14 protein-coding genes are annotated in these 16347 nt (G+C 59.2%); 8 read left to right on the forward strand and 6 right to left on the reverse strand.

Features of this window, described 5'->3' with window-relative positions; all coding sequences use genetic code 11:
* Positions 1-116 precede the first annotated feature (116 nt).
* From cysM to ACP3TY_RS04505, 7 genes are all read left to right on the forward strand, one after another.
* Positions 117-1019 (forward strand): cysteine synthase CysM, encoded by a 903-nt coding sequence (gene cysM, locus ACP3TY_RS04475; protein WP_053122764.1) that lies wholly within the window; start codon positions 117-119, stop codon positions 1017-1019.
* The gene (gene rlmD / locus ACP3TY_RS04480; RefSeq protein WP_426619314.1) at positions 1019-2395 is read left to right on the forward strand and encodes a 23S rRNA (uracil(1939)-C(5))-methyltransferase RlmD; all 1377 of its coding nucleotides are present in this window, start codon (positions 1019-1021) and stop codon (positions 2393-2395) included. The genes cysM and rlmD overlap by 1 nt, the downstream gene beginning before the upstream one ends.
* Positions 2396-2496: 101 nt before the next feature.
* On the forward strand, positions 2497-4740 hold the full coding sequence (gene relA, locus ACP3TY_RS04485; RefSeq protein WP_053122760.1) for a GTP diphosphokinase: 2244 nt from the start codon (positions 2497-2499) through the stop codon (positions 4738-4740).
* A gap of 131 nt (positions 4741-4871) precedes the next feature.
* Positions 4872-5705 (forward strand): nucleoside triphosphate pyrophosphohydrolase, encoded by an 834-nt coding sequence (gene mazG / locus ACP3TY_RS04490; RefSeq protein WP_426620431.1) that lies wholly within the window; start codon positions 4872-4874, stop codon positions 5703-5705.
* A 26-nt stretch (positions 5706-5731) separates the two neighbouring features.
* Positions 5732-6274: a DUF2058 domain-containing protein gene (locus ACP3TY_RS04495; protein ID WP_053122756.1), complete on the forward strand. Its 543-nt coding sequence runs from the start codon at positions 5732-5734 to the stop codon at positions 6272-6274.
* A 230-nt stretch (positions 6275-6504) separates the two neighbouring features.
* The gene (locus ACP3TY_RS04500; protein WP_426619315.1) at positions 6505-7206 is read left to right on the forward strand and encodes a hypothetical protein; all 702 of its coding nucleotides are present in this window, start codon (positions 6505-6507) and stop codon (positions 7204-7206) included.
* Positions 7200-7451, forward strand: a complete 252-nt coding sequence (locus tag ACP3TY_RS04505) for a hypothetical protein (protein WP_426619316.1) — start codon at positions 7200-7202, stop codon at positions 7449-7451. Before ACP3TY_RS04500 ends, ACP3TY_RS04505 begins: the two co-directional genes overlap by 7 nt.
* Positions 7452-7517: 66 nt before the next feature.
* On the opposite strand, the gene ACP3TY_RS04510 is transcribed toward ACP3TY_RS04505, so the two are convergent.
* From ACP3TY_RS04510 to ACP3TY_RS04535, 6 genes are all read right to left on the reverse strand, one after another.
* A complete protein-coding gene (locus ACP3TY_RS04510) occupies positions 7518-7706 on the reverse strand; it encodes a hypothetical protein (protein ID WP_008079144.1) in 189 nt (62 codons plus the stop codon).
* Between the two features lie 459 nt (positions 7707-8165).
* Positions 8166-9386 (reverse strand): beta-ketoacyl-ACP synthase I, encoded by a 1221-nt coding sequence (gene fabB / locus ACP3TY_RS04515; RefSeq protein ID WP_053122750.1) that lies wholly within the window; start codon positions 9384-9386, stop codon positions 8166-8168.
* An 11-nt stretch (positions 9387-9397) separates the two neighbouring features.
* Complete coding sequence (fabA, locus tag ACP3TY_RS04520; protein ID WP_003172830.1) at positions 9398-9913, reverse strand: 3-hydroxyacyl-[acyl-carrier-protein] dehydratase FabA; 516 nt, start codon at positions 9911-9913, stop codon at positions 9398-9400.
* Positions 9914-10160: 247 nt separating this feature from the next.
* Positions 10161-12065: a response regulator gene (locus ACP3TY_RS04525; protein ID WP_053122748.1), complete on the reverse strand. Its 1905-nt coding sequence runs from the start codon at positions 12063-12065 to the stop codon at positions 10161-10163.
* Positions 12065-12994 (reverse strand): ABC transporter substrate-binding protein, encoded by a 930-nt coding sequence (locus ACP3TY_RS04530; RefSeq protein WP_426619317.1) that lies wholly within the window; start codon positions 12992-12994, stop codon positions 12065-12067. Before ACP3TY_RS04530 ends, ACP3TY_RS04525 begins: the two co-directional genes overlap by 1 nt.
* A gap of 1 nt (position 12995) precedes the next feature.
* Positions 12996-15119 carry a TonB-dependent receptor plug domain-containing protein gene (locus ACP3TY_RS04535; RefSeq protein ID WP_426619318.1) on the reverse strand — a complete coding sequence of 708 codons (2124 nt, stop codon included), beginning with the start codon at positions 15117-15119 and terminating at the stop codon, positions 12996-12998.
* Between the two features lie 196 nt (positions 15120-15315).
* Here ACP3TY_RS04535 and ACP3TY_RS04540 point away from each other — a divergent pair, with 196 nt between their 5' ends.
* The gene (locus ACP3TY_RS04540; protein ID WP_159814978.1) at positions 15316-16341 is read left to right on the forward strand and encodes an NAD(P)H-dependent glycerol-3-phosphate dehydrogenase; all 1026 of its coding nucleotides are present in this window, start codon (positions 15316-15318) and stop codon (positions 16339-16341) included.
* Positions 16342-16347: the final 6 nt, after the last annotated feature.

The raw sequence follows: 16347 nt of genomic DNA on the forward strand, positions 1-16347 counted from the left end.
GTGAGACAAATGCTGCTTATTCCCATAAACCATAAGCACCGCACTTTGCGTGATATGGCCTGCGCGGGTTTGCCGGTATGATAGGCGCCCCCGCACGTCTGGATTGCGAATACGCCATGACCTTGCAGTACCCAACCATCGCCGATTGCGTCGGCAACACTCCGCTGGTGCGTTTGCAGCGCCTGCCCGGTGCCACCAGCAACACCCTATTGCTCAAGCTCGAAGGGAATAACCCGGCGGGTTCGGTCAAGGACCGTCCGGCGTTGTCGATGATCACTCGCGCCGAGTTGCGTGGGCAGATCCACGCCGGCGATACGCTGATTGAAGCGACTTCGGGTAACACCGGCATTGCGCTGGCCATGGCCGCCGCGATCAAGGGTTACAAGATGATCCTGATCATGCCGGACAATTCCAGCGCCGAGCGCAAAGCGGCGATGACCGCTTACGGTGCCGAGCTGATTCTGGTCAGTCAGGAAGAAGGCATGGAAGGCGCGCGCGACCTCGCGCAGCGTATGGAAGCCGAAGGCCGTGGCAAGGTGCTCGATCAGTTCGCCAATGGCGACAATCCTGAAGCGCACTACACCACCACCGGTCCGGAAATCTGGCGTCAGACCCAGGGCACCATCACCCATTTCGTCAGTTCGATGGGCACCACCGGCACCATCATGGGCGTTTCGCGCTACTTGAAAGAGCAGAGCGACAACGTGCAGATCGTCGGTTTGCAGCCGATGGAAGGCTCGGCCATTCCCGGCATTCGCCGCTGGCCGCAGGAATACCTGCCGAAGATTTATCAGGCTGACCGTGTTGATCGTATCGTCGACATGGCGCAAAGCGAAGCCGAAGACGTCACCCGGCGTCTGGCCCGTGAAGAAGGCATCTTCTGCGGCGTGTCCTCGGGCGGTGCGGTGGCAGCGATGTTGCGCCTGTCCAAAGAAGTTGAAAACGCGGTGATCGTCGCGATCATCTGCGACCGTGGCGACCGTTACCTGTCGACCGGCATTTTCGACGCGCCCAACTGATGGCCAAGCACGAGAGAGGCCTGCGCTTTCAACCCACCGGTGGCAGCAAGGCTGCGCAAATTCCGACCGGCAAGAAGCAGCGCTTGAGCATCGAGCGCCTGGCCAATGACGGTCGCGGCATCGCGTTTTTCGAAGGCAAAACCTGGTTCGTCCTCGGCGCCCTTGCCGGTGAAGAGGTCGAAGCGCGGGTGCTCGGCGCCCACGGCAAAGTGGTCGAGGCGCGCACCGAGCGCGTGTTCACCGCCAGCGAACTGCGTCGCCCGGCGCCGTGTCAGCATGCCGGTCGTTGTGGCGGTTGCAGCGTTCAGCATTTGCCCCACAGCGAACAGCTTGCCCTGAAACAGCGCATGCTCGCCGAGCAATTGTCGCGCGTTGCCGGTGTCGAACCTGAAGAGTGGGCAGCGCCGCTGACCGGCCCGGAATTCGGCTATCGCCGTCGTGCCCGGATCGCGGTGCGCTGGGACATGAAAGCGAAGAAACTCGAAGTCGGTTTTCGCGCGGCTGGCAGTCAGGACATTGTCGCGATCAGCGAATGCCCGGTGCTGGTACAGCCCTTGCAACCGATCATGACCCGCTTGCCGGAGATGCTCCGTCGCTTGAGCAAGCCGCAAGCGTTGGGTCACGTCGAGTTGTTCAGCGGCTCGTCGCTGGCGGTATTGCTGCGGCACATGGCGCCGTTGTCCGAAGCGGATCTGAGCATCCTCAAGGACTTCTGCCAGTTTCATGAAGCGCAATTGTGGCTGCATGGCGAAGGCGAGCCGCAACCGGTCGATGCCACGCAGTCGCTGGGCTATCGCCTGGAGCAGTGGGATTTGAACCTGGCGTACCGGCCGGGCGACTTTATTCAGGTCAACGCCGGCGTCAACGAGGCGATGGTCGCGCAGGCGCTGGACTGGTTGACGCCGGGCAGCGATGAGCGCGTGCTGGATCTGTTCTGCGGCCTCGGCAACTTTGCCTTGCCGCTGGCCAAATCCGTGCGTGAAGTGGTGGCGGTCGAAGGCGTGCAGACCATGGTTGATCGCGCCGCAGCCAACGCTGCTAGTAACAATTTGCATAACACAAAGTTTTTTCAAGCCGATTTATCCCAGCCTTTGAGCCATGCTCAGTGGATCGGAAACGGTTTTTCTGCGGTACTCTTGGATCCACCGCGTGACGGTGCTTTCGAGGTGGTACGCAAGCTTGCGACCCTTGGCGCCAAGCGGTTGGTGTATGTGTCGTGCAACCCGGCAACGCTGGCGCGCGACACGGTCGAATTGATCAAGCAGGGCTACCGGTTAAAACGTGCCGGGATTCTCGATATGTTTCCTCAGACGGCACATGTCGAGGCCATGGCGTTATTTGAAGCGAGCCAGGATGGCTCGTCTGAATCCGCCTGACCTGTCCGCGCAGCGCTCGCATCAGCCCCGCGAGCGCAAACGGGCAGTAGAGGTCAGCGATTTGACGCATTGAATCTGCGTCGTAGGGAAGGTAAAGCAAGATGGTACAGGTGAGAGCACACCAGCCGATCAACACTGACGGCAGTATCAATCTCGAGGCTTGGCTCGATCACGCGGTCAGTGTCGATCTGGCACTGGATCGCGAAGCCTTGAAAGAAGCCTGCGAGTTCGCTCGCGAGGCCGAACAACAGTCCAATGCCAAGAAGAATCTGTGGGCCGAAGGCTCCGGGAGTTTCAGCACGGGACTTGAGATCGCCGAGATTCTCGCCGACCTCAAACTCGATCAGGATTCGCTGGTCGCTGCGGTGCTGTATCGCGGCGTGCGCGAAGGCCAGATCGAACTCGCGGCCATCAGCCAGCGCTTCGGCCCGGTGGTGGCCAAGCTGATCGACGGCGTGCAGCGCATGGCTGCGATCAGCGCCAGCCTCAGTCCGCGTCAGTCGATGGTGATGGGCACGCAAGGGCAGGTGGAAAACCTGCGCAAGATGCTCGTGGCGATGGTCGACGACGTGCGCGTCGCGCTGATCAAACTGGCCGAACGTACCTGCGCGATTCGTGCGGTGAAAACCGCCGACGATGAAAAGCGTAACCGCGTCGCCCGCGAAGTGTTCGACATCTATGCGCCGCTCGCGCATCGCCTCGGCATCGGTCATATCAAATGGGAACTGGAGGACTTGTCCTTCCGTTACCTCGAGCCGGATCAATACAAACAGATCGCCAAGTTGCTCCACGAGCGACGGCTTGATCGCGAGCGTTTCATCGCCGACGTGATGACCCAGCTCAAGGACGAATTGCAGGCCACCGGCGTTGACGCCGACATCAGCGGCCGGGCCAAACACATCTATTCGATCTGGCGCAAAATGCAGCGCAAGGGGCTGGAATTCAGCCAGATCTACGACGTGCGTGCGGTGCGTGTGCTGGTGCCGGAGATGCGCGACTGCTACACCGCGCTCGGCATCGTCCACACCTTGTGGCGGCACATCCCGAAAGAATTCGACGACTACATCGCCAACCCGAAAGAGAACGGCTACCGCTCGCTGCACACGGCGGTGATCGGCCCTGAGGGTAAAGTGCTTGAGGTGCAGATCCGGACGCACTCGATGCACGAAGAAGCCGAGCTCGGCGTCTGCGCGCACTGGCGCTACAAAGGCACCGACGTCAAATCCGGTTCGAATCACTACGAAGAGAAAATCTCCTGGCTGCGCCAGGTGCTCGAGTGGCACGAAGAGCTGGGCGATATCGGTGGTCTGGCCGAACAGTTGCGCGTCGATATCGAACCGGATCGGGTGTACATCTTCACCCCCGACGGTCACGCCATCGACTTGCCGAAAGGCGCGACGCCGCTGGACTTCGCTTACCGCGTGCACACCGAGATCGGTCACAACTGCCGTGGCGCGAAGATCAACGGGCGCATCGTCCCGCTCAACTACAGCCTGCAGACCGGTGAACAGGTCGAGATCATCACCAGCAAGCACGGCACGCCGAGCCGCGACTGGCTGAACTCGAACCTTGGCTACGTCACCACCTCGCGGGCGCGGGCGAAGATTGTTCACTGGTTTAAATTGCAGGCGCGTGATCAGAACGTCGCCGCCGGTAAAACCCTGATCGAACGCGAACTGGCGCGCCTCGGTCTGCCAGCGGTGGACTTCGACAAGCTGGCCGACAAGGCCAACATGAAAACCGCCGAAGACATGTTCGCCGCCCTTGGTGCCGGCGACTTGCGTCTGGCGCAACTGGTCAACCTCGCGCAACAACTGGTCGAGCCGGAGCGTGGTAACGAGCAGCTGGAACTGATACCGCGCAAAGCCACCGGTTACAAACCGGGCAAGCGCGGCGACATTCAGATTCAGGGCGTCGGTAACTTGATGACGCAGATGGCTGGCTGCTGCCAACCGCTGCCGGGCGATGCGATCGTCGGCTACATCACACAGGGCCGTGGCGTGAGCATTCACCGTCAGGACTGCGCCTCGGTGCTGCAACTGTCGGGGCGCGAGCCAGAGCGGATCATTCAGGTGAGCTGGGGCCCGGTGCCGGTGCTCACCTATCCGGTGGACATTATCATCCGTGCCTACGACCGTTCCGGTCTGCTGCGTGACGTTTCGCAGGTGCTGCTCAACGAGCGCATCAACGTGCTGGCGGTCAACACCCGCTCGAACAAAGAGGACAACACCGCGTTGATGTCCCTGACCATCGAGATCCCGGGTCTGGATGCGCTGGGACGGTTGTTGGGGCGGATTTCCCAGTTGCCGAACATCATCGAAACGCGGCGTAACCGTACCCCGTGAAGATCGACGCCGATCAACTGTGGGAGCGAGCCTGCTCGCGAAGAGGGTGTGTCAGTCGACATCATTGTTGCAGACACACCGCTTTCGCGAGCAGGCTCGCTCCCACAAGGTTTTGTGGTGAGAGATAAATGATGTACAGCCTTGAAGACCTGCTCCATCTGATGAACTGTCTGCGCGATCCGCAGTTCGGTTGCCCGTGGGACATCAAGCAAACCTACGCGACCATCGTTCCGCACACCCTTGAAGAAGCCTACGAAGTGGCCGACGCCATTGAGCGTGGCGACTTCGATCATTTGCAGGGCGAGCTCGGCGATCTGTTGTTCCAGGTCGTCTATTACAGCCAGTTGGCCAAGGAAGAAGGGCGCTTCGAATTTGCCGGGGTGATCGACAGCATCACTCGCAAACTCATCCGTCGTCATCCGCACGTGTTCCCAACGGGCGATCTGTACGCGCCGCTGGACGTGCCGCGCTTGAGCGAAGAACAGGTCAAGCAGCGCTGGGAAGAGATCAAGGCCGAAGAACGTGCCGAGCAATCCGCTGCGCCCGAGCAACTGTCGCTGCTCGACGACGTGCCGGCCACGCTGCCAGCCTTGTCGCGTTCAGCCAAGCTGCAGAAGCGTGCCGGGCAGGTCGGTTTCGACTGGCCGGAGGCTTTGCCGGTATTCGACAAGGTGCGCGAAGAGCTCGATGAAGTCCTTGAAGCCATGTCGCAAAACGATCCTGTCGCCGTGGCGGACGAGATCGGTGATTTGCTGTTTTCCGTGGTCAATCTGGCCCGGCATCTGAAGGTCGACCCGGAAACTTCGCTGCGTGGCGCCAACAGCAAATTCGAAAGACGCTTCCGTTTTATCGAACAGGCATTGCGCGACACCCACCGTCCCATAGAAGATTGCACCCTCGAAGAGTTGGACGCCCTGTGGGGCGAAGCCAAACGTCAGGAAAAGAATGCGCCCAGCTGCGGCTGAGCAACTGCCCAAGTGAGTAAGCATCAATGAGTATTTCCCTTCGCGACCAGTTGCTCAAAGCAGGCCTGGTCAACCAAAAGCAGGCCAAGCAGGTCGGCAAAGACAAGCAGAAGCAGCAGCGTCTGGCGCATAAAGGCCAGATCGAACTGGATGACTCGCAACAGCGCGCCGCTCAGGAAGCCAAGGCCGAGAAGGTCAAGCGCGACCAGGAGCTGAACCGCCAACAGCAGGAGAAAGTAGAAGCCAAGGCGCGTGCTGCTCAGGTCAAGCAACTGATTGAAGTCTCGCGTCTGCCGAAGCTGACCACCGAGGACTACTACAACTTCGTCGACGACAAGAAGGTCAAGCGGATCTCGGTCAACACGCTGATGCGCAACAAGCTCAGCAGCGGTTCGCTGGCGATCGTCCACCATGCCGGCGGCTACGAAGTGATTCCGCGTGAAGCGGCCCTGAAGATCCAGGAGCGCGATCCGCAGCGCATCGTGCAACTCAACGTGCAGACCGAAGAAGTCAGCACCGAAGATGATCCGTATGCGGCGTATCAGATTCCTGATGATCTGATGTGGTAATGGTTTAATGTTCTAGCGACTTACATCTTTGTTAGTACTTTGAAAGTGTTTATAGATTGAACCCGCCGATTCGTATCGATACGATCGGCGGGTTTTCTTTTGGCAGAAATTAACGTGTTTGAAGTGTGAAGATTTTGCGCTGCTTATAAACAGCGCGTTGCATTTTTATATAGGTTTTTTTTGTAGGGGAGAATAAATGGAATTAACTTGAATGAATAAGGATATTGCTAATGTTATTAAGCATTGCTTCGTTGCGCCAACCGACTTTTGAACCGCAGTTTTTTGAGTTGCGGGCGCCTGGCCAGTCAATTACCGATTACGTGATCAGCGAACTGGATGTGCGGGCCGAGTACGTACGCCGCAAGATCAGGATCGCCGCCAAGGCCGCTGCCGCGGATCACGATGGCGCGGACTGTCTGTTCTTCACCCTGCCAGAGTTTTTCTGGAATATCCCTTGGCGTGAAGTCGACAGCGAAGAAGAACTGCACGAACTAACGACCGCTTACCTGGAAAAAGTCCCCGCGTACATTTCGTCGTTAATGAAAGATCTGCCGATGGAACGCTATGGCAAGATTGTACTGTTGGCGGGAAGTTGTGCGACGTTGGTAAAGATAGGCGAGGGTGACGCAAGTTATTACGAGGTCATCAATTATTTGCTGACCATCACAAATAAAGAATACGAGGCAGATATACCGTTGATGTCGATGTGGCCCAAGCGCCATGTTTCCGGCATCGATTTTGGTCAGCATATTGGCAATGAAGATGGTTTTGGTTCTTCAGGCTGTTTGATGAGTTTGTCATCAAGGTCAAGGATCACAGTTCCGTCAGCGCGGAGCACAGTTACTTTGACGGATACGAAGGGCTGTTTATCAATAGCCTGGTGCCGGGATGCCCGTTCGGCATTAACGTGTGCCTTGACTATGCCGTGCTGAAGGAAGGTGAGCGGGATAAGGAAGTTGAAATCCCTGAAGTGAAAATCGACTTCCTGATTGCCTGCGGCATGTCCTTGGACTACGACAAGCAGCACCCGACTGCCGTGCAGTACTCAATCAGGAATGACGGCATGGGCCGTGGTGCATGTGAGGTGGTCAGACTCGAGGAGGGGCTGATCGTCGATGAAATAGCTTCGGAGGAAATCGACGACAACCTTTATTTGAGTGTGATTCGCGTGGTGTGAAGGTTTTGATGTTGTTGCAGCCTGCCACCCCGAAAGGGGCAGGCTGCAACCCTGAAGAGTGGTGAGTCAGGCGGATCGTAGATCCCGTTGCTGTTCTTGCACTTCCAGTTCGGCCTTATAGTTGTGGGCATCGATCTCGTTGTGGAACATGCCGACCAGCAAGTCTTGTTGATGCACATCCCAGATCCGTATACCCGCGGCTACGCCTTCATGGGACATGTGTGAATCGTCGCGTTCAGTTACTTTTACAGTCATCTGCTAGCTCCAATCTCTGGTTTATCTGCAGCAAGGCGTGTGCAGGACTCTTTTATATGTTTTGTTAGCTTGCTAAGTAAACGGCTGATTTATGCAATGTGTTGTTGCGGTTTTTGCAACAGTGCTGCAGCCCCCGTAAACCGCGACATTCGGTCGCAGGGGGTAAAGTTTCATGACAGAAGTTTCATTTCCAGATGCACGCAACCCTGTGTAGGAGCTGCCGAAGGCTGCGATCTTGATCGTTCCCACGCTCCGCGTTGATCGTTCCCACGCTCTGCGTGGGAATGCCTCTTGGGACGCTCTGCGTCCAGTGACGCGGAGCGTCACGGGCAGCATTCCCACGCAGAGCGTGGGAACGATCAGATAGGGGATTTGTGTTGGGCCAGGAGTTTTCTTCAGACGAAAAAAAACGCCCCGAACCAGTCGGGGCGTTTTTATGTGTGGCTCAAGCTCGGGGAATTACTTGCCTTCCCAGCGCTTCAGTACCAGCGTGGCGTTGGTGCCGCCGAAGCCGAAGCTGTTGCTCATCACGGTGTTGATGGTGGCGTTCTCGCGGGTCTTGGTCAGCACCGGCAGATCGGCCACTTCAGGGTCCAGCTCGTCGATGTTGGCGGAGCCGGCAATGAAGTTGCCTTCCATCATCAGCATGCAGTAGATCGCTTCGTGAACGCCGGCAGCGCCCAGGGAGTGACCGGACAGGCTCTTGGTCGAGCTGATCGCCGGTGCCTTGTCGCCGAACACTTCACGCACACCTTTCATTTCCGCAACGTCGCCGACCGGAGTCGAAGTGCCGTGGGTGTTCAGGTAGTCGATCGGGGTATCAACGGTGGACATCGCCATCTGCATGCAGCGGATCGCGCCTTCGCCGCTCGGGGCAACCATGTCGTAGCCGTCGGACGTCGCGCCGTAGCCAACGATTTCGGCGTAGATTTTCGCGCCACGGGCCAGAGCGTGTTCCAGCTCTTCAACCACGACCATGCCGCCACCGCCAGCGATGACGAAACCGTCACGGTCTTTGTCGTAGGCACGGGAAGCCAGTTCCGGAGTGTCGTTACGCTTGCTGGACAGAGCGCCCATGGCGTCGAACAGGAACGACTGGCTCCAGTGCTCTTCTTCACCGCCACCGGCGAAGACGATGTCCTGCTTGCCCATCTGGATCTGTTCCATGGCGGTACCGATGCAGTGAGCACTGGTGGCGCAGGCAGAAGCGATGGAGTAGTTCAGGCCTTTGATCTTGAATGGCGTGGCCAGGCAAGCGGAAACGGTGCTGCTCATGGTCCGCGTTACACGGTATGGGCCAACGCGCTTCACGCCTTTCTCGCGCAGGATGTCCAGCGCTTCCATCTGGTTCAGCGTGGAAGCACCACCGGAGCCAGCAACGAGGCCGGTACGCGGGTTGGACACTTGCTCTTCGGTCAGGCCGGAGTCAGCAATGGCGTCTTTCATGGCCAGGTAGGCGTAAGCCGCTGCGTGGCCGACGAAGCGATAGATCTTGCGATCGATCAGCTCTTCAAGGTTGAGGTCGATGGAGCCGGAAACCTGGCTACGCAGACCCATTTCGGCATATTCCGGGTTGAACCGGATGCCAGGGCGGCTTGCACGCAGGTTAGCGGAGACGGTCTCTTTGTCATTGCCCAGGCACGAAACAATGCCCAGACCAGTGATAACGACGCGGCGCATGCGAATAACCCTTAGAAGTTGTCAGTGGAGGTGAACACGCCGACGCGAAGGCCTTCGGCGGTGTAGATTTCGCGACCGTCAACAGACACCGAACCGTCGGCAATAGCCAGGTTCAGCTTGCCCTTGAGGACGCGCTTGATTTGAATGTTGTAAGTGACTTTCTTGGCGGTCGGCAGTACCTGACCGAAGAATTTCACTTCGCCCGAACCCAGCGCACGGCCACGGCCCGGCAGGCCTTGCCAGCCCAGGAAGAAGCCGACCAGTTGCCACATGGCATCCAGACCCAGGCAGCCCGGCATCACCGGATCACCTTCGAAGTGGCACGCGAAGAACCACAGGTCAGGGTTGATATCCAGTTCGGCGACCAATTCACCTTTGCCGTACTTGCCACCCTCTTCACTGATATGGGTGATGCGATCCACCATCAGCATGTTCGGGGCGGGCAGTTGCGCGTTACCTGGGCCGAACAGCTCACCGCGACTGCAGCGCAGCAGATCTTCCCGAGTAAAGGCGTTTTGTTTGGTCATGCGAGCTCCTCAATAATCCCATGCGGCAGGTGGGGCAAATCTTCCCGACCGTTCGAAGCGTTCATGCCTCGAACCGGCAGCCTACTCATAGACTATTGCGTTGTGGTGAAAGTCACAGCACCAAGGACATGAATGTACACTTGTGCACTGAAATTTTTAATCAAGCCCCTTTTGAGGCTCGTTCGGGTGCCTAAGACTGCCGCACTTTCGCTTTTCACGCCAGTCGCAGATGGTCGAAAGGCCCACTCTACGACACCCAGCGCTGCAGAATCTGCTGCAGATCATTACGTTTGAACGGCTTCGCCAGATAATCGTTCATACCCGCCTGCAGGCAGGTTTCGCGGTCGCCCTGCAAAGCGTTGGCAGTCAGCGCGATGATCGGCACGTCGGTGCGCCCGGGCAGACAGCGAATCTGCCGAGTCGCCTCGTAGCCGTCGATAATTGGCAAGCGGCAATCCATCAGAATCACTTCGAAATCATTTTCTTCGGCACTGCGCACCGCTTGCGCGCCATCGGTAGCCACGCTGACAGTAAAGCCCAGACTGCGCAGCATCGCTTCAATCACCGTTTGATTGACCGGGTTATCCTCGACCAGCAGCACATTGCGCCCTTCACCGTGGCCGTCGCCATTCAGCGTGCGCGGCGCGGTCAATTGCGGCAACGCCTGCTTCGACAGCGCCAGCGGAATCTCCAGGGTAAACACTGAGCCGCGACCTTCCTCGCTTTGCGCGCGCAATGTGCCGCCCATGCGCTCGGCCAGCGTTCGCGCGATCGGCAAACCGAGGCCGGTACCGCCGTAACGCCGTGAAATCGAACTGTCCGCCTGCTGGAACGCGTTGAACATCAGCTCCAGACTCTCCGACGAAATACCGATGCCGCTGTCGCGCACCGAGCAGGTGAACCACAGCAGTTCGTGATCCAGCGACTGCCACTGCGCCTCGATGCTGACCCGACCCTGTTCGGTGAACTTCAGCGCATTGCCGACCAGGTTGACCAGAATCTGCCGGATCCGCGTCGGATCGCCCTGTACTTGCAAGCCGCGCATGTCCTCGGGAACCCGCAGATTCAGCGCCAGACCCCGTTGTACCGCGCTGTGCTGGAACGACTGCGCGCAGGCACTGATCAACTCGGCGAGGTTGAACGGAATGTGTTCCAGCTCCAGCTCTGAGCGTTCGATCCGCGAGAAATCGAGAATATCGTTAATGACTTTCAGCAAGTGTTCGGTGGACTCGGAGGCGAGGGCGGCGTACTCGACCTGCTCCTCGGTCATCTCAGTGGTTTCCAGCAGTTGCAGCATGCCGAGTACGCCGTTCATGGGCGTGCGCAGTTCATGGCTCATCATCGCCAGAAAGTCGGATTTGGCGTTGTTGGCCTTTTCCGCTTCCTCGCGGGTCTGGATCAACTGCGCCATCGCCTGATGCTGTTCGCGGCTGGCCTGCTCCAGCGCCTGAGCAAGGTTATTGATGTGCTGTGACAGCGCGCCGAGTTCGGTGTCATCGACAATCGGCAGCGGAGTTTTGTACTCGCCTTCCTGAATCGCCTTGACCGCATTGCCGATGTCGCGGATCGGCTGCGACAGACTGCCGGCCAGACGCCGCGCCAATACGAAGGTGAAGAGCAGGGCAAACAGCGCGAGAATTCCGGCCTTGAGCAGAATTTCCTGCTGACGCTGATTAAAGGCATCGTTGGACAGACCGACGATCACCCGCCCCAGATAATCCTCGCCGGCCGCCGCGTTATTGGCTTTGGTGTCCTGGAAAAAATCATTGTGCAGAGCGATGCGTTGCAATCGCACCGGCGCCTGAAACACCTCGACCTGATGCGGTTGGCTGTGGGACGCCGCCGGTTGCTCGACGTACACCAGAATCCGGTTGGCGCTGTCCTGCACCTCAAGGAAACGCACATTCGGCGTGGCCAGCGTGGCCCTGAGCAGACTTTCCAGCACTTCATTGTTGCCGGAAATCACCCCGTATTCGGTGGCGGGCGCCAGTTGGTTGGCGATCAACTGACCGGTGTGAGTCAGCTCTTGCCGCAAATCCTGAATGCGCACAAAGGTGAAGAAGCTGATCAACAACAAGGTCAGCAACAGCGCTGGGCCCAAGCTGATCAACTGGGTGCGGGTGTTGATGTCCCAACGGCGACGGAAACTCATCAGTGGCGTTCTCCTTCAGCCAGCGTTCTGGCGACAGACGCTTCATTCAACGGTTCGATCCCTAAGGAACGCGCTACCTGCGCATTACTTGAGACTTTAAAACGTTCGGGATAGAGCGTTCGCGGCCAGCGCGTGGTGGGCTGGTCGAGCAAATCATCCAGAATCGCCAGCCAGTCGCTCTGGTCGCTGTAACTGCTGGCCAGGCTGCCGGCGCGTACGAAGGCAGCATTCGGTCCGATTAGCGCGACGTGCCGCGCATAGCTGCTGAGCAGCAGGTTCTTCGCGGTTTTCGGGTTGTACAGGTCAGGGTCGTCGAGGCCGAGCAGCACGTCGCTGTTTTTCAGGACTATTTGTAACGGGCGACTGTCGTTGGTGTTGTCCCAGCGCTGGCTGAAGATCTGCAGATTCAGCGGCTCGGCAATCAGATTCAGTTCTTTGAGGAGGAATTCGCTGTGCTCATCGAACAGCACGCCGACCCGCTTGGCCTGCGGCAGAATCCGTCGGATCAATTGCAACTGTCGAGCCAGCGGCGGATCGCTCCACAACAGGCTCAGGTGCGGTGGTTGCGCTGTACCAAAACGTTGCCGCGCTTGCAGACGGCTGATGCGCAGCACCAGCGTTGCCGGGCCTTGGGCATCTTGCAGGCGCCAGTCCAGCGCCGGCAGGTCAAGCAGGATAAGCCGCAGGCTGGACGGTAATTTACCCGGCGCCGGCAGGCTTGCCAGTGGCTGAAAACGCACGTTATCGGTCGGGCGCAATTCGCTCAGCGCCTCGACGAACGCCTGCACACCGGGGCTGTCTTCGGTGCCGGTCAACAGAATGTCGGCGGCCTGCACTCCGACGCCGTGCAGCCACGCGGTCAAAAACAGGCAGAGCCCGGCCAGCCAGTGGCCCAGGGTTGGCGTCTTCCGTGACGTGCCCAATCGCATCCTAGAACTCCAACTCGGCGCTGAAGTACATGACTCGGCGCTCGTCGTAGTTGTTGTCAACGAAAGTGGTCGGCTCATGGTCGAGGCGCTGTTGCAGCACGCCGGCCAGTTGCAACTGCGCCTTGCCCAGCGCGATGCGTTTGGCGATGCGCGTGTCGACCCGTTCGAAGCGGTAGCCGTTGAGGGCGTTGTCGCCGTAATAGAAGAGGGCACTGTTCCAGCCGTGGCCCCAGTCGCGCAGCCAGCCGGCGGAACCACTGTTGCGCGAAGTGAATTGCTGATCCATTGGATTGCTCGCCTCGGCATCGACGAAGGCATACGTGAAGCGCAAACGGTCGGCCCGGCTCACGCGCCAGTCGAGCTGGGTTTCGGTGCCGCGAAAACGTGAGCTGTTGGCGTTGCTGGCGATGTACTGATTGTTGCGCAACGGCTCGCTGATCATTCCGGTGATTTCGTCGTAGAACAGCTTCACGTCGAGGGCCAGACCGAGCTCGGCGAAATAGCCGTTGTAGCCCAACTCGCGCGAGCGCATGTGTTCCTGATCGAGATCGCCCGGGCCACGGGTCTTGACGAAATAACGCGCCGAAGACTGGCCGTAGGCCGAGGGCCGCAGGTTGCTCACCTGATAGCTCCAGTTGACGTTGTTTTCGAACATGTCCGGCGAGCGGATCGCTTCCGAGTACACCGCGCGCAGGCTGTGGCGCGGATTGATCAGGTAGTTGATCGCAAAGCGCGGGGTCAGCGAACTGCCGATCAGTTGCGTGTCCTCGTACATCGCGCCGCCCTGCAACAACCAGTGTTCTGTCGCGCGCCATTCCAGTTGGCCGAACGCGCGCCAGGTGGTGTCGTCCAGTGTGCCGTTGAAATAGGTTTCGGAGTCGGCGCGGTCGTAACGATAGTTCATGCCGCTGACCAGACGCAGGCTGTCGGACAGGCTGAGGGTGTCCTGCAATTCGAGGTCGTAGCGCGATTCGCGGGCGCTCTGGTCGATGTCACCGCACAGGGTTCGGCTGGCACCGTTGCGCCATTGATCGAGCACTTGGTTGGCCAGGGCCATTTCCTGCGGCGTACCGGGCGCGGCACCGGGGCCGGTGAACTGGGTGATGTTGCGCGCCAGGCGTTCGGTGTAATTCGGGTTGAGCTGCCACAGTTGCGTCAACTCAGGGCTGAACGACACTTCGGCATCACAGGCGCGCCACGTTTGCTGACGATCCCAGTGTTGCGCCGAAGCTTGTACATAAAGGCTGTGCTCGGGATTGATGTCGAGATTCCAGCGCACCGAACCAGCGTAATCCTTCGCCACCACGTCGGAATTGTTCCCGGCGGCGGTAATCCCCGAGAACACCGGGTGGTAGGTGTAGGGCCGCTGGTTGGTGCCGTCCTTGGCGTTGACCTGCCAGTCGAGGCTCTGGTTATCGCTGAGGGTGTGGCTGACCGCGAGGCTGAAGCGGTTCAAGCGGCGGCTGTCGCGATAGTCGTCGCCACGGCGGTCGCTGTCGAAACCGTCATCTTCCTGACCGGACAACGACAGGCGAAGATCGCCGCCATTCCAACCGGTGCCCTGACTGGCATAGAAATCATTGATGCCGCGCTGGCCACGGGTGATTTTCAGTCGCGTGCCGTGGCTGTCCGCCGGGTGACGGGTGATGATGTTGACCACCGCCATCAGCGCGTTGGCGCCGTAGCTGACGGTGTTCGGGCCGCGAAAGACTTCGATGCGCTCGATGTCTTCCATGGCCACCGGAATATCGCTCCAGTCCACCGTGGCCAAACCGGCGCGGTACACCGAACGGCCGTCGATCAGCACTTGCATGCGCCGCGCTTCGGTGGCGTTGGTGCCGTGGTAATTGACCGCCGCCTGATTGCCGCTGATGTTGCCGACCATCATTCCCGGCACCAGCCGCAGCAGTTCGCTGATGTCGCGGGCGCCGCTGGCGTTGATCAATTCACTGTCGAGTACGGTCATGCTTCCCGGCACTTCCGCCGGCGTCTGCTTCAAACGCGTGGCGGTCAGCACCTGCGGCAGCGCTTCGCTGTCGATGAACAGGTCGTCTGCCAGCACCACCGGGCTGAATAACAGCGCCAGCAACAGTGACGAACGCGGAGGAGGGGAACCGACGGACACGACACAGCCTTGAAAGCAAAGAATTGGCGCGCATGTTAACCGAGGACAGCGACTTTTCCAGTCACGTTGCGGGCATTTTCCTAGGTTTTATTGGTCTTCTTCCTACAAGTGTCGGTAATTGTTGCGGGGGCTGGCCGCGACCGGGTCGCCCCGTATAATGCCGCCATCGCCACTGGTATGGATTAACGGATTGCATATGACTGAACAGCGCCCGATTGCGGTCCTGGGAGGCGGAAGTTTTGGTACCGCCGTGGCCAATTTACTGGCCGAGAACGGCCATCAAGTCCTGCAATGGATGCGTGACCCCGAACAGGCTGAAGCCATCCGGGTCAATCGCGAAAACCCGCGTTACCTCAAAGGCATCAAGATTCTGCCGGGCGTGACTGCGGTCACCGACCTGCAAGCCACGCTCGACGCCTGTGATTTGTGCTTTGTCGCGCTGCCGTCCAGCGCGCTGCGCACGGTGCTCGCTGCCCACGCCGAGCGCCTCAGCGGCAAGATGCTGGTCAGCCTGACCAAAGGCATCGAAGCGCAGACTTTCAAACTGATGAGTCAGATTCTCGAAGAGATCGCCCCGCAAGCGCGCATCGGCGTGCTGTCCGGGCCGAACCTGGCGCGCGAAATCGCCGAGCACGCGCTGACCGCCACGGTGGTCGCCAGTGAAGACGAAGATCTGTGCAAAGCCGTGCAAGCCGCGCTGCACGGCCGCACCTTCCGCGTTTATGCGAGCGCCGACCGTTTTGGTGTCGAGTTGGGCGGGGCGTTGAAAAACGTCTACGCGATCATCGCCGGCATGGCGGTGGCGCTGGAGATGGGTGAGAACACCAAAAGCATGCTGATCACCCGTGCCCTCGCGGAGATGACCCGGTTTGCGGTGAATCAGGGCGCCAACCCGATGACCTTCCTCGGCCTGGCCGGTGTCGGCGATTTGATCGTCACCTGTTCGTCGCCGAAGAGCCGCAACTATCAGGTCGGTTTCGCCCTCGGTCAGGGTCTGAGCCTTGATGAAGCGGTGTCGCGTCTCGGTGAAGTCGCCGAAGGCGTAAATACGCTGAAAGTGCTCAAGGCCAAGTCGCAGGAAGTCGGCGTGTACATGCCGCTGGTCGCCGGGCTGCACGCGATCCTGTTCGAAGGACGCACGCTGGAGCAGGTCATCGGTCTACTGATGCGCGCCGAGCCGAAAACCGACGTCGACTTTATTTCCACCAGCGGTTTCAACTGAGTGAGC

Source organism: Pseudomonas rustica (assembly GCF_049959085.1).
In the GTDB taxonomy this organism is placed as follows: domain Bacteria; phylum Pseudomonadota; class Gammaproteobacteria; order Pseudomonadales; family Pseudomonadaceae; genus Aquipseudomonas; species Aquipseudomonas rustica.